13 protein-coding genes are annotated in these 13,265 nt (G+C 71.7%); 4 read left to right on the forward strand and 9 right to left on the reverse strand.

The genetic code is table 11. From position 1 onward, the window contains the following. Window positions 1–62 precede the first annotated feature (62 nt). Window positions 63–743, reverse strand: a complete 681-nt coding sequence (locus tag V6U89_RS05375; RefSeq protein ID WP_334569507.1) for a hypothetical protein — start codon at window positions 741–743, stop codon at window positions 63–65. 231 nt (window positions 744–974) lie between these two features. On the opposite strand from V6U89_RS05375, the gene V6U89_RS05380 reads away from it, so the two are divergent. From V6U89_RS05380 to V6U89_RS05390, 3 genes are read left to right on the forward strand one after another with little or no spacing between them, the layout of a single operon-like run. Next, complete coding sequence (locus V6U89_RS05380) at window positions 975–2,261, forward strand: helix-turn-helix domain-containing protein (protein ID WP_334569508.1); 1,287 nt, start codon at window positions 975–977, stop codon at window positions 2,259–2,261. Window positions 2,262–2,299: 38 nt separating this feature from the next. Then, window positions 2,300–3,805 carry an aldehyde dehydrogenase gene (gene adh / locus V6U89_RS05385; protein ID WP_334569509.1) on the forward strand — a complete coding sequence of 502 codons (1,506 nt, stop codon included), beginning with the start codon at window positions 2,300–2,302 and terminating at the stop codon, window positions 3,803–3,805. Next, window positions 3,805–4,152, forward strand: coding sequence for a DUF779 domain-containing protein (locus V6U89_RS05390; RefSeq protein ID WP_334569510.1), 348 nt, complete (start codon window positions 3,805–3,807; stop codon window positions 4,150–4,152). The genes adh and V6U89_RS05390 overlap by 1 nt, the downstream gene beginning before the upstream one ends. 160 nt (window positions 4,153–4,312) lie before the next feature. On the opposite strand, the gene V6U89_RS05395 is transcribed toward V6U89_RS05390, so the two are convergent. Genes V6U89_RS05395 through V6U89_RS05430 form a run of 8 tightly spaced genes read right to left on the reverse strand, consistent with a single transcriptional unit; the run spans window position 4,313 to window position 12,456 of the window. Further along, complete coding sequence (locus V6U89_RS05395; protein WP_334569511.1) at window positions 4,313–4,672, reverse strand: hypothetical protein; 360 nt, start codon at window positions 4,670–4,672, stop codon at window positions 4,313–4,315. 59 nt (window positions 4,673–4,731) lie between these two features. After that, window positions 4,732–5,745: an agmatinase gene (gene speB / locus V6U89_RS05400; protein ID WP_334569513.1), complete on the reverse strand. Its 1,014-nt coding sequence runs from the start codon at window positions 5,743–5,745 to the stop codon at window positions 4,732–4,734. Further along, on the reverse strand, window positions 5,742–6,944 hold the full coding sequence (locus V6U89_RS05405) for a saccharopine dehydrogenase family protein (protein ID WP_334569514.1): 1,203 nt from the start codon (window positions 6,942–6,944) through the stop codon (window positions 5,742–5,744). The genes speB and V6U89_RS05405 overlap by 4 nt, the downstream gene beginning before the upstream one ends. After that, window positions 6,944–8,365, reverse strand: a complete 1,422-nt coding sequence (locus V6U89_RS05410; RefSeq protein WP_334569515.1) for an NAD(P)/FAD-dependent oxidoreductase — start codon at window positions 8,363–8,365, stop codon at window positions 6,944–6,946. The genes V6U89_RS05405 and V6U89_RS05410 overlap by 1 nt, the downstream gene beginning before the upstream one ends. Then, window positions 8,362–9,204: an ABC transporter permease gene (locus V6U89_RS05415; RefSeq protein WP_334569516.1), complete on the reverse strand. Its 843-nt coding sequence runs from the start codon at window positions 9,202–9,204 to the stop codon at window positions 8,362–8,364. Before V6U89_RS05415 ends, V6U89_RS05410 begins: the two co-directional genes overlap by 4 nt. Further along, complete coding sequence (locus V6U89_RS05420) at window positions 9,204–10,118, reverse strand: ABC transporter permease (RefSeq protein ID WP_334569517.1); 915 nt, start codon at window positions 10,116–10,118, stop codon at window positions 9,204–9,206. Before V6U89_RS05420 ends, V6U89_RS05415 begins: the two co-directional genes overlap by 1 nt. Continuing rightward, entirely contained in the window at window positions 10,115–11,266 is a 1,152-nt protein-coding gene (locus V6U89_RS05425; RefSeq protein WP_334569821.1) for an ABC transporter ATP-binding protein, read from the reverse strand. The genes V6U89_RS05420 and V6U89_RS05425 overlap by 4 nt, the downstream gene beginning before the upstream one ends. A gap of 5 nt (window positions 11,267–11,271) precedes the next feature. Further along, the gene (locus V6U89_RS05430; protein ID WP_334569518.1) at window positions 11,272–12,456 is read right to left on the reverse strand and encodes a polyamine ABC transporter substrate-binding protein; all 1,185 of its coding nucleotides are present in this window, start codon (window positions 12,454–12,456) and stop codon (window positions 11,272–11,274) included. Between the two features lie 210 nt (window positions 12,457–12,666). Between V6U89_RS05430 and V6U89_RS05435 the strand changes: the two genes are divergently transcribed. Next, the gene (locus V6U89_RS05435; RefSeq protein WP_210777410.1) at window positions 12,667–13,179 is read left to right on the forward strand and encodes an Lrp/AsnC family transcriptional regulator; all 513 of its coding nucleotides are present in this window, start codon (window positions 12,667–12,669) and stop codon (window positions 13,177–13,179) included. The last annotated feature ends 86 nt before the right edge of the window (window positions 13,180–13,265 follow it).

Raw genomic sequence — 13,265 nt, forward strand, 5'->3', positions numbered from 1 at the left:
CTCCGCGTGACACCCATGGTGTTCCACTCATCCGGCCCGCTTCGCACCAGCGGGCCGGCGGGTCAGCGGAGCAGTTCGACCGTGTTGCGGCGGACCAGGTTCTTGCCGGGCTCCCGGATCGCGTCCATCGCTGCGGCGTTGAGCAGCACGCAGCTCCCGGACGGGCCGGTGACCGTCACCGTCACGACCTTGTTGTTGTCCAGGTTGGTCACCCGCAGCCGGGTACCGACCGGGAACTGACCGCTGGTCGCGGCGGGCGCCCCGCCCTCGGCCGAGAAGGTGATCGCACCGGCGCAGACGCTCGCCGCGGGCGCGCCACCCGGCTGCGCCGGGGGCTGGGCGCTACCCGGCCGGGTCTGCCCGCCGGGCTGGGCCGCTCCCCCGGGCTGCGCGGCGGCACCGTCCAGCCGCTCCACCAGGTTGCGCCGGATCACGTTCTTGCCCGGTTCCCGGACCAGTTCCATCGCGGCGGCGTTGAGCAGCACGCAACTTCCGGACGGGCCGGTGACCGTCACGGTCGCCGCCTTGTTGTTGTCCAGGTTGGTCACCCGCAGCCGGGTACCCACCGGGAACTGCCCGCTGGTCGCGGCGGGCGCTCCGCCCTCGGCCGAGAACGTCACCGAGCCCTGGCAGGCGCTCTGCCGGGCGGGGGTGGTGTCGGCGAAGCCGAACCCGGTCCCGACCGCCACCACCGCCGCGGCGACCACCGCCACCCCTGCCGCCAACACGTGCTTGCGCTGCACCTTTGTCTCCCGTCGTCCGGTGATCTCCGTACGCCGCCTGGTACGGCGTGGGAGCGCTGCGCGGTTCAGCGGTTCTGACAGGAGAGTTTCCGGAGGGCCGATTCGGTGACGCGGCGACACCGACACCGACACCGACGGTCACGAAGCCGTCGTTCTGTGGAGAGGGGCCTGGGTAACCGGTATTGGCGATCAGGGGTGGGCTGCGTCACGATGGGCGCGAGGAGGTCGCCGATGGCCGACCCGTGGCTCGCCCTGGAATTCGGTGCCGATCCGGCCGAGCGGATCGCGCAGGTCGGTGCCGCCCACGAAGCGTTCCTCACCGCCGGTGACCTGCCGCCCCGGGTCCGCGACGTGGTCGCCGACTCCTGGCGGCGGTCGGCCGGCGCACTGCTCGACCCGGAGGCCACCGCCCCGGTCGACCTCACCGACGACGCGCTGGAGAACTACCGCGCCGCCCACCCGCTGGCCCGGGTGCTGCCGCTCTTCCGCGACCTGCTCGGCGGCATCGCCGACGACGGCGCCCACCTGATGGCGGTCTGCGACGCGGGCGGGCGGCTGCTCTGGGTGGAGGGGCATCCGGGGGTGCTCCGGCACGCCGAACGGATGAACTTCGTCCCCGGCGCCCGCTGGGACGAGGCCCACGCCGGCACCAACGCCCCCGGCACCGCCCTGGCCGTCGACCACAGCGTCCAGATCTTCGCCACCGAGCACTTCGTCCGCCCGGTGCAGCGCTGGACCTGCGCCGCGGCACCCATCCACGACCCCACCGGCCGGCTGCTCGGCGCCATCGACATCACCGGCGGCGACCACCTCGCCACCCCGCAGAGCCTCGCCCTGGTCCGGGCCACCGCGCGGGCCGCCGAGGCGTTCCTGGCCAGCGCCGAGCCGGCCGAACCCGACGTCATCTCGGTGGCCGCCCTCGGCCGCGACGAGGCCGAGCTGCGCATCGGCGGGCGGCGCGTCCGGCTCGGCCGCCGGCACAGCGAACTGCTGGTGCTGCTGCTCGACCACCCCGAGGGGCGCACCGGCGAACAGCTCGGCCTCGACCTCTACGGCGACGACCGGCTGCACCCGGTCACCCTGCGCGCCGAGCTGTCCCGACTGCGCCGCGCGCTCGGCCCCGAACTGCTCGACTCCCGCCCGTACCGGCTGCGCGGCACCGTGCGCGCCGACTTCCGTACCGTCGGCGAGCTGCTGGAACGCGGCGACGCGGCGGGCGCGCTCCGGGCGTACCCGGGGCCGTTGCTGCCCGCCTCCGACGCGCCGGGAGTGGCCCGGCTGCGCCGGCTGGTCGACGGGCAGCTGCGCGCGGCCGTGCTGGCCGCCGGCGATCCGGCGCTGCTCGCGGCCTGGACCGCGACGCCCGCCGGCGCCGACGACCTCACCGCCTGGCAGGCCCTGGCGCGGGCGTTGCCGCCGGGCGCCCCACGCCGGCCGCTCGCCCTGGCCCGCATCGGCCAGCTCTCCGCCGAGTACGACCTTCCGCGCGCAACGTCGCTGCAACGTCGCGGAAACTAGCGTCCCGCCATCACCCCTGACGGACGGCGGAGGTACCCATGACGCGCTACGACGCCCCCACCCACTGGCAGTCCCGCTACGACCACTTCATCGGCGGCGAGTACGTCACGCCGCACGGCGGGCGGTACTTCGAGAACCCCACCCCGGTGACCGGGCAGATCTTCTGCGAGGTGGCCCGGGGCACCGCCGAGGACGTCGAGAGGGCGCTCGACGCCGCGCACGGCGCCGCCGACGCCTGGGGACGCACCTCGGTGGCCGAACGGTCGCTGATCCTCAACAAGATCGCCGACCGGATGCAGGAGAACCTGGAATCCCTCGCCGTCGCCGAGACCTGGGAAAACGGCAAGCCGGTACGGGAGACGCTGGCCGCCGACATCCCGCTGGCGATCGACCACTTCCGGTACTTCGCCGGGGCGATCCGGGCCCAGGAGGGCAGCCTCGGCGAGATCGACGACGACACCGTGGCGTACCACTTCCACGAGCCACTCGGCGTGGTCGGGCAGATCATCCCGTGGAACTTCCCGATCCTGATGGCCACCTGGAAGCTCGCCCCCGCGCTGGCCGCCGGCAACGCGGTGGTGCTCAAACCGGCCGAGCAGACCCCGGCGTCGATCCACTACTGGCTGTCGCTGGTGGCCGACCTGCTGCCGCCCGGCGTGCTCAACGTCGTCAACGGCTTCGGCGTCGAGGCGGGCAAGCCGCTGGCCTCCTCGCCCCGGGTGGCGAAGGTGGCGTTCACCGGCGAGACCACCACCGGGCGGCTGATCATGCAGTACGCCAGCGAGAACATCAAACCCGTCACCCTGGAGCTGGGCGGCAAGAGCCCGAACATCTTCTTCGACGACGTCAGCGCCGCCCACGACGACTTCCACGACAAGGCGCTCGAAGGCTTCACCATGTTCGCCCTCAACCAGGGCGAGGTCTGCACCTGCCCGTCCCGGGCGCTGATCCAGCAGGGCCACTACTCGGACTTCCTGGCCGCGGCGGTGGAGCGGACCGGCCGGATCGTGCAGGGTCACCCGCTGGACACCGACACGATGGTCGGCGCGCAGGCCTCCAACGACCAACTGGAGAAGATCCTGTCCTACCTGGACATCGGCCGCCAGGAGGGGGCGAAGGTGCTCACCGGCGGCGCCCGCGCCGACCTCGGCGGCGAGCTGTCCGGCGGCTACTACGTCCAGCCGACGATCTTCGAGGGCGACAACTCGATGCGGATCTTCCAGGAGGAGATCTTCGGCCCGGTGGTCTCGGTGACCTCCTTCGCCGACCTGGACGACGCCGTGAAGATCGCCAACGACACGCTGTACGGGCTGGGCGCGGGCGTCTGGACCCGGGACATGAACACCGCGTACCGGGCGGGGCGGTCGATCCAGGCCGGGCGGGTCTGGACGAACTGCTACCACGCGTACCCGGCGCACGCCGCGTTCGGCGGGTACAAGCAGTCCGGCATCGGGCGGGAGAACCACAAGATGATGCTGGAGCACTACCAGCAGACGAAGAACCTGCTGGTCAGCTACTCCACCAAGAAGCTCGGCTTCTTCTGATGGCCGACACCGTGACGGTGACCCCCGCGGCGGCCGAGGTGCTCCGGTCGCTGCGGGGGCGGCACGGGCCGCTGATGTTCCACCAGTCCGGCGGCTGCTGCGACGGCAGCGCTCCGATGTGCTACCCGGCCGGTGAGTTCCGCACCGGATCGTCGGACGTCCTGCTGGCGTCGCTCGCCGTCGACGGGGTGCCCGAGCCGGTCGAGTTCTGGATGTCGTCGGCGCAGTGGGAGTTGTGGAAGCACACGACGCTGACGGTCGACGTGGTGCCGGGGCGGGGCAGCGGATTCTCGCTGGAGGCGCCGGACGGCGTGCGCTTCCTCATCCGTTCCCGGCTGGCCGCCTGACGGCTCGCCGTCCGCGCGACGCCCGTCTGCGGCGGAGGCAGGTACCGGTGCGAGCGTGATACCTCTGAGGCATTTTGATACCTCAGAGGTATCACCGCCGCACCTGCGTCCGGCCCGAACGAGGTGGGCCCGAGCGCGGGCACCGGGCCGGCGCCGGCGACTAGCGCACGACGAGCGAAACCAGGCCGCCGAGCAGCAGCAGCACGGGTACGGCGGAGAGCGTGCCGGCCACCGCGGCGGACCGCACCGGCCTACGGGCGACCGTCAGCCAGAGCAGTACGAGGCTGACCAGCAGCGCCAGGAACAGCGGCGGGGTCAGGGTGTAGAGCCCGAAGAGCAGCCACCTGTCCCGGTCGGAGGTGCACTCGTCGCCGCACCCCGGGGCTACGGCCCCGGAGAACAGGGCCGTGCCCGCGAGGAGCGCCAGGACGACCGTGCCGTACCAGGCGAGCGTGACCAGCAGGGCCGCCCTCGGGTCGGGTCGGCGGGGTGCGGCCGGTTCGGCGAGCGTCTCCGTCATCGGCCGATTATGGCCGCACCCCGGCGAGCTCCGGTGCCCCGAACCGGTGCGGGCGCCGGTCAGCGGCCGTCCAGCAGCGGCTGTCGCGGATCCCAGGGCGGCCCGCCGGCCGCGTCCCGGCGCCGCCGGGCGATGGCCGACAGCGCCTCCAGGACCACCCGGTTGCCCAGGTACGCGGTGATGTCGGCGTGGTCGTACGGCGGGGCGACCTCGACCACGTCCACCCCGACCACGGGCAGTTCGTAGCAGACCCGGCGGACCGCGTCGAGCAGCTGCCGGGAGGTCAGGCCGCCCGGCTCAGGGGTGCCGGTGCCCGGTGCCATGCCCGGGTCGACCACGTCCACGTCGACGGAGAGGAACACCCCCTCGCACTCGTCGGTCGCGATCGTGAAGGCCTCCGACAGGCAGGTGTCGAGGCCGCGCGACACCAGCTCGGTCATCTCGTAGGAGCGCATCCGCTGGGCGGCCATCCACGCCAGGGTGGGCGGGTCGGGCCAGTAGCCGCGCAGGCCGATCTGGAGGAACCGGTCGCCGCGTACCGCGCCGGACTCGATCAGCCGGCGCATCGGCTGGCCGTGCCCGTGCAGCGAGCCGAACTCGATGTGTCCGGTGTCGGCGTGCGCGTCGAAGTGCACCAGCGACACCCGGCCGAGCCCGTGCTGCCGGGCCACGCCGGTGGCGTCGGGCAGGGCGATGGAGTGGTCCCCGCCGAGGACGATCGGGATCGCGCCGGCGGCGGCGACGGCGTACACGGCGGCCTCCAGCGACGCCAGCGACCGCTCGATGTCGCCGGCGAACATCTCCACGTCGCCGGCGTCGTAGACGCGCAGGTCACGCAGCCCGTCGACGCGCATCGCGAGGGACGGGCGGGAGCCGTCGTGCGGCAGGTAGCAGGCCTGCCGGATGGCGGACGGGCCGAAACGGGTGCCGGGCCGGTGCGAGGTGCCGCCGTCGAAGGGCGCACCGACGATGACGACGTCGGCGTCGGCGTACGACGCGGGGTCGTCCACGGTGCAGCGGTCCACCCCGAGGAAGGTGATGTCGGGGCCGTACATCGGGCCGTAGCGGTTCATCGCTCCTGGATCCCCCACGGCGAGCCGTACCCGGTGAGCAGGTCGAGGAAGGGGCGGGGCGGCAGCGCCTCCGGGCCGAGCACCCCGGCGCCGGACCAGGCGCCGGTGGCGAGCAGTTCCAGGGCCACCACCGGATTCACCGCGGTCTGCCAGACGACGGCCTGGTGGCCGTACTCCTTCATGGACCACTCGTTGTCGACCACGTGGTAGAGGTAGACCTCACGCGGCCGCCCGTCCTTGCCGGTGCCGGTGACCCAGGTGCCGGCGCAGGTCCTGCCGCGCATCCGGTCACCCAGCGTGGCCGGGTCGGGCAGGCTGGCGGCCACCACGTCCCGGGGCGACACCTCGACGCCCCGGACGGAGACCGGAGCGGTCGAGTCGAGACCGACCTTGTGCAGGGCCTTCAGCACCTCGATGAACTCGTCGCCCAGGCCGTACTTGAAGGTGACCCGCTTCGCCTTCACCCAGCGCGGGATGAGCAGCACCTCCTCGTGCTCGACGTTGACGCACTCGACCGGGCCGATCCCCGCCGGGAAGTCGAAGACCTCCGGCTCGCTGAACGGCTCGGTGGTGTACCAGCCCCGGTCGGCCTCCCAGATCACCGGCGGGTTCAGGCACTCCTCGATGGTGGTCCAGATGGAGAACGACGGCGCGAAGTCGTAGCCGTCGACGGTGAGGTTCGCGCCGTCGCGGACGCCGATCTCGTCGATCTCGTCAAACAGCTCGTCGGCGGCGTAGCGGGCGAAGACGTCCGACAGGCCCGGCTCGATGCCGATGCCGCAGAGCGCCAGCCGGCCGGCCGCCGCCCACCGGTCGGCGACGGCGAACTGGTCGTCGCCGAGCTTCACCCCGGTCTCGGCGTAGGGGCGGGACGGGTGCGGGTGGGACAGCGACATGGCCATGTCGAGGTAGTCGGCCCCGGCGGCGAAGGCGCCGTCGAAGATCGGCATGACGAAGCGCGGGTCGACCGCGTTGAGCACGTGGGTGATCCGGTGCTCCCGGCAGAGCGCGGCGACCGCGTCGGCGGCGGAGGCGTCCACCGTGGCGGCGACGAACCGGTCACCGTGCCCGGCCACGGCACGCTCGGCGCGGCCGAGGTCGTAGTCGGCGACGACCATGGTCTGGAAGAAGGAACGGCGGGCGGCGATGGCGACAGCGGCGGAGCCGACGCCACCGGCGCCGACGAGCAGGGTGCGCATCAGGAATCAAACCCCAAACCAAGACGATCGAGAGTACGGAGCCAGACGTTGCGCCGGCCCTCGCGCGCGTCGGCGCGGGCGAGCGACCAGCGGGTGAGGTTGATGCCGGCGGCCCGGACGGGCTCCGGCGGGAACGGCAGCGGCGTGCTGCGGACCAGGTCGAGCCGGGTCAGCGCGGTTTCCTCGCCGCTGAGCAGGTCGAGCATCACCCGCGCGCCGAACCGGGTGGCGCCGACGCCGAGGCCGGTGTAGCCGGCCGCGTACGCCAGCCGGCCGTCGTAGGCGGTGCCGAAGAACGGGCAGAACCGGGTGCAGGTGTCGATCACCCCGCCCCAGCGGTGGCTGAAGCGCAAGCCCTCCAGCTGCGGGAACGTGGTGAAGAAGTGGTCGGCGAGGGCGGTGAAGGTGGCCGGCCGCTGCTCCAGCTCCGGGGCGACCCGGTTGCCGTAGTGGTAGACCGCGTCGTAGCCGCCGAAGAGGATCCGCTGATCGCCGGTGATCCGGTAGTAGTGGAACTGGTTGCCGGTGTCGGCCAGCCCCTGCCGGTTGCGCCAGCCGATCGCGTCCCGCTGCGCCGGGGTCAGCGGCTCGGTCATCAGGGCGTAGTCGTAGACCGGCACGAGCCAGGCGCGCAGCCGGCGCAGCAGCGGCGGAAAGGCGTTGGTGGCGAGCACCACCTGCCGGGCCCGCACCGCCCCCGGCGAGGCGTCCGGCCCGCCGGCGGTCGCCGCCCGCAGCGCCGCGCCGTCGCGGCGCAGGCCGGTCACCCGGGTGTGCTCGTGGATCCGCACCCCCTCGTCGAGGCAGGCCCGGCGCAGGCCCCAGGCCAGCTTCGCCGGGTCCAGCATGGCCACCCGGTCGCGGTCCCACAGCCCACCGAGGTACGTCGGCGAGTCCACCTCGGCGCGCACCTCGTCGCGGTCGAGCAGCCGCACGTCGTGGCCGTACCGGCGGGCCAGCTCGGCGTCCTCGGCCAGCCCGGCGAGCTGGTACGGCTCGACCGCCACCGCCAGCTCACCGGTGCGCTCGAAGTCGCAGTCGATCCCGTACGCCTCGACGGTCGCCGCGATCGCGGCCAGGTTCTCCCGGCCGAGCCGCTCCAGCTCGTCGATCTCCCCGGGAAAGCGGTCCACGCCGTTGGCCAGCCCGTGGGTCAGCGAGGCGGCGCAGAACCCGCCGTTGCGCCCGGACGCCGCCCAGCCGCAGGTGCCCGCCTCGACCAGCAGCACGTCCCGCGCGGGATCGTCGCGCTTGGCGAGCAGTGCCGCCCACAGGCCGCTGTAGCCGCCACCGACGACCAGCAGGTCGGCGGTGTGCGTACCGTGCAGCGGCGGCAGCGGGTCGGGCCGTTCCGGGCGGTCGAGCCAGTAGGGCACGGGCGCCGCCTCGGCGAGCGCCCGGCCGGTATGCGGGAGGATCATGACGGGCTCTTCGCCCGCCGGCCGGCCGCCGGGGCGGCCGCGAGGTGGCTGCGCCGGGCCTTTCGTCCGCGCAGCGAGCTGGCCCCGACCAGCAGCAGCGCGATCACGAACATCGCCGTGCCGATGACGTTGACCTGCGGCGGGATGCCCCGCTGGGCGGCGCCCCAGACGTACATCGGGAAGGTGACCGTGGTGCCGGCGTTGAAGTTCGTGATGATGAAGTCGTCGAAGCTGAGCGAGAAGGCGAGCAGCGCGGCGGCCACGATGCCGGGCAGCACCAGCGGCAGGGTGATCCGCCGGAACGTCTGCCACTCGCTGGCGTAGAGGTCCATCGCGGCCTCCTCCAGCCGCCGGTCCATCCCGGCCAGCCGCGCCTTGACCGTCACCACCACGAACGACACGCAGAACATGACGTGCGCGATGACGATGGTCCAGAAGCCCTGCGGCACGCCGGCGGAGACGAAGAGGGCGAGCAGCGAGGTGCCCATCACCAGCTCCGGGGTGGCCATCGGCAGGAAGATCAGCAGGTTGATCCCGGTCCGGCCGCGGAACCGGTGCCGGACCAGGGCGAAAGCCATCAGGGTGCCGATGACGGTGGCGACGACGGTGGCGATGAAGCCGATCTGCACGCTGCGGAGCACCGAGTCGCACATCTCAGAGCTGGCGCAGGGCTGCCGCCAGTTGTCCAGGGTGAACTCGTGGAAGTCGTACGACAGCCGGCTGGACGGGCGGTTGAAGGAGAGGCCGGCCACCACCAGGATCGGCAGGGACAGGTATCCGAGCACCAGCAGGGCCACGCCCATCACCCAGCGGTCGGCCAGCCAACGGGAGACACGCATCAGACCACCTCATCCGTGCCGGCGCGGCGCAGGTAGACGAAGACCACCGCGAGGATCGCCGCCATCAGCAGGAACGACAGCGCCGCGCCCTGCGGGTAGTCCAGCCGGACCAGGAACGCCGAGTCGATGACGTTGCCGATCATGTATTCGTTCGGGGTGCCGAGCAGTTCCGCGTTGATGTAGTCGCCGGTGGCCGGGATGAAGAAGAGCAGCGTGCCGGCGATCAGGCCGGGCATCGACAGCGGCAGGGTGACCCGGCAAAACGCCTGCACTCCGCTGGCGTACAGGTCGCTCGCCGCCTCCAGCAGCCGGTAGTCCAGCCGCTCCAGGCTGGCGTACAACGGCAGCACCAGGAACGGCAGGAAGTTGTAGGTCAGGCCGAGGATCACCGCGACCGGGGTGGCGAGCAGCCGGCCGTCGGGCGCGAGCAGGTGCAGGTCGCGCAGCAGGCCCACCAGCGCGCCGTTGTCCGACAGGATGGTCTTCCAGGCCAGGGTGCGCACCAGGAAGCTGGTGAACATCGGCGCGACCACGCAGACCAGCAGCAGGTTCTTCCACCGGCCGGCCTTCTGCGCGATCGCGTACGCCAGCGGGTAGCCCATCAGCAGGGCCAGCACCAGCGCGATCCCGGCGTAGCCGAAGGAGCGGGCGAACTGCGGCCAGTACGCCTGCAACGCGTCCGGGTAGTTGCCGAACGCCCAGGTCAGCGTGTACCCGGTGGAGAGCGAGCCGCTGGGGTCGTAGAGGCTGGCCGCGGCCAGTTGCAGCAGCGGCAGGCCGAAGAAGACGAACAGCCAGGCCGCGCCGGGCAGCAGCAGCAGGTACGGCAGCAGCCGGTGCCGCCCCCGCCGGGGCGGTGGCGGCGCGGCGGCCGCCTGCCCCGACGGGGTCGGTACGTGGGCCAACGCGGTCATGAGGCCGCACCCACCGGCTCGTCGAGCAGCGGGGCGGTGCTGTCGTCCTGGCCCGGCTCGCGGGGCAGCAGGAAGGCGTGCCGAGGATGCCAGTGCGCGACCACCCGGGCGCCGACCGGCAGCTGGCCGCCGGCCCCGCTGTTCGCCGCGAACGCGGAGATCTCGCTCCCCCAGCCGGTGCGGACCAGGTACTGGGTGCTGACGCCCACGTAGGAGGCGTCGGTGACCACACCCTCGATGTGCTGGTGTCCGTCGGGCACCTGGTCGGCGGAGCCGACCAGGTGCAGCTTCTCCGGGCGTACCCCCAGGTAGACCGCGCCGCGGTCGGCCCGGGCGCGGTCGGCGGGCACCGAGAAGCGGGCGCCGTGGGCGGTGACCGGCACCTCGGTGCCGGCCGTGCCCGCGGCCTCGGCGGCGAGCAGGTTGGACTGGCCGAGGAAGTTCGCCACGAACGCGGTGGCCGGGAACTCGTAGATGTCGGCCGGTGCGCCGAGCTGCTCGATCCGGCCGGCGTTCATCACCGCGACCGTGTCGGCCATGGTCATGGCCTCCTCCTGGTCGTGGGTGACGTGCACGAAGGTGATCCCGACCTCGGTCTGGATCCGCTTCAGCTCGATCTGCATCTGCCGCCGCAGCTTCAGGTCGAGCGCGCCCAGCGGCTCGTCGAGCAGCAGCACCTGCGGGCGGTTGATCAGCGCGCGGGCCAGGGCGACCCGCTGCTGCTGCCCGCCGGAGAGCTGCGCGGGGCGCCGGCTGCCGTAGTCGTCGAGCTGCACCAGCGACAGCATCCGCATGACCTCGTCGTCGACCGAGCGGATGCCGCGCCGGCGCAGCCCGAACGCCACGTTCTCGAAGATGTTCAGGTGCGGGAAGAGCGCGTAGCTCTGGAACACGGTGTTCACCGGCCGCTTGTACGGCCGCAACCGGGCGATGTCCCGGTCGCCGAGCAGCACCTGCCCGCTGGTCGGTTCCTCCAGTCCGGCGATCATCCGCAGGGTGGTGGTCTTGCCGCAGCCGGACGCCCCGAGCAGGGCGAAGAACGAGCCCTGCGGGATGGTCAGGCTGAGGTCGTCCACCGCGGTGAAGACGCCGAACCGCTTGGTGAGGTTGGCCAGCCTCAGGTCGCCGGCCGGTGACTCGTGTCCCATCGTCTTCACGCCCCGATGACCTGCTGGAACTTGGTTTCGTACTCCTTCTCCTGCTTCTCGTCCAGGGCCATGAAGACCTTGGACTTCGACAGCAGGGCCTCGTCCGGGAAGATCAGCGGGTTGGCTGCCAGCTCCGGGTCGATCTTCTCCATCTCGGCCTGCGCGCCCTTGACCGGGCAGATGTAGTTGACGTACGCGGCGAGCTGCGCCGCGACGGCCGGCTCGTAGTAGTAGTTGATCAGCGCTTCGGCGTTCGCCTTGTGGGTGGCCTTGTTCGGCACCATCATGTTGTCGCTGAACAGCATCACGCCCGAGTCGGGCGAGACGAACTTGATCTTCTCGTCCTCGCCGGTGAGCTGGATGACGTCACCGGACCAGCCGATGCAGGCGGCGATGTCGCCCTTGGCGAGGTCCGGGGCGTAGTCGTTGCCGGTGAACTTGCGGATCTGCCCGGAGTCGACGGCCTTCTTGAGCTTGTTGAGCGCGTCGTCGAACTGGGCCCCGGTGAAGTTGGCCGGGTGGTGCCCGTTGGACTGCAGCAGCAGACCCATGGTGTCCCGCATCTCGGACAGCGCGGTCACCTTGCCCTTCAGGTCGGGGCGGGTCAGCAGCTCGTCGACGGTGCGGAGCTCCTTGGTGACGTTGCCGTTGTAGGCCAGGCCGGCCAGGCCGGACTGCCACGGGATGGCGATCCGGTTGTCCGGGTCGAAGGACCGGTTGATCAGCGACGGCAGCAGGTTGGCCGCCACGTTCGGGATCTTCGCCGGGTCGAGCTTCTGGATCCAGCCGAGCCGGATCATCCGGGCGGCCATCCAGTCGGTGAGGACGATGATGTCCCGGTCGGTGCTCTGGCAGCTGGCGAGCTGGTTCTGCACCTTGCCGAAGAACTCGTTGTTGTCGTTGATGTCCTCGGTGTAGGTGACCTGGATGCCGGTCTTCTGGACGAACGCGTCGAGGCTGGGCCGCTTCGACTCGTCCTTCTCGTCAACGTCCATGTACTGCGGCCAGTTGGCGAAGGCCAGCTTCTTCTCCGTCGCGGAGAGGTCCTCGCTCTTGCAACCCTCCTCGGTCTGCGTCGCGGCCTTGGTGCCGCAGCCCGCGAGGGCACCGCCCGCGGCGAGCAGGGCGGCCGAGGAGAGGGTGCCGGTGAGCAGTCCACGCCGGGTGAAGGGCTTCAGGGGAGTTCGCATGTGACGACTCCTAGGGGGTCGTCCGTCGGCGGCGGGGACGGGGGTGACGGCGCCGGCGGGAGGGGTCAGGTGCCTGGGACGACTGATCCTGACATGAGGTGACCGACCCCACAAGGGATTCCGTTGCGGGAATAGCAATGGACGACGAAATACGCCACACTGCCCGATGGCACTAGGCTCACCCGGGGGAACGGACATGGGGAGTGGTCGATGACGAACCGGCAGCAGGAGAACGGCAACGGCGGGCGGCGGGTGGCTGTCCGTGAGGGTGCCAGCCACGCTCTGCTCGACGACGTGGCGAAGCAGATCATCGAGCAGCTCCAGGAGGACGGCCGCCGGCCGTACGCGACCATCGGCAAGGCCGTCGGGCTCTCCGAGGCGGCGGTGCGGCAGCGGGTGCAGCGGCTGCTCGACGCCGGGGTGATGCAGATCGTCGCCGTCACCGACCCGCTCCAGCTCGGGTTCCCCCGCCAGGCCATGATCGGCCTGCGTACCGACGGCGACCTGGAGGCCGTGGCCGACCGGCTCGCCGAGTTCGAGGAGATCGACTACGTGGTGATCACCGCCGGCTCGTTCGACCTGCTGGCCGAGGTGGTCTGCCGCAACGACGCCCACCTGCTGGAGATCCTGCAGAAGCTGCGCGCCGTCCCCGGGGTGCTGGCGACCGAGGCGTTCGTCTACCTCAAGCTGCGCAAGCAGACCTACAGCTGGGGGACGGCCTGATCAACGGCCCCACTTCACCCGCCCATACGGATTCCGTAGCGCCAGCCATAGTCGGTCGCAGAATTCGTTGCCTCAACGACGATTGA

Source organism: Micromonospora sp. CPCC 206171 (genome assembly GCF_036906755.1).
GTDB classification, from domain to species: Bacteria; Actinomycetota; Actinomycetes; order Mycobacteriales; family Micromonosporaceae; genus Micromonospora; species Micromonospora purpureochromogenes.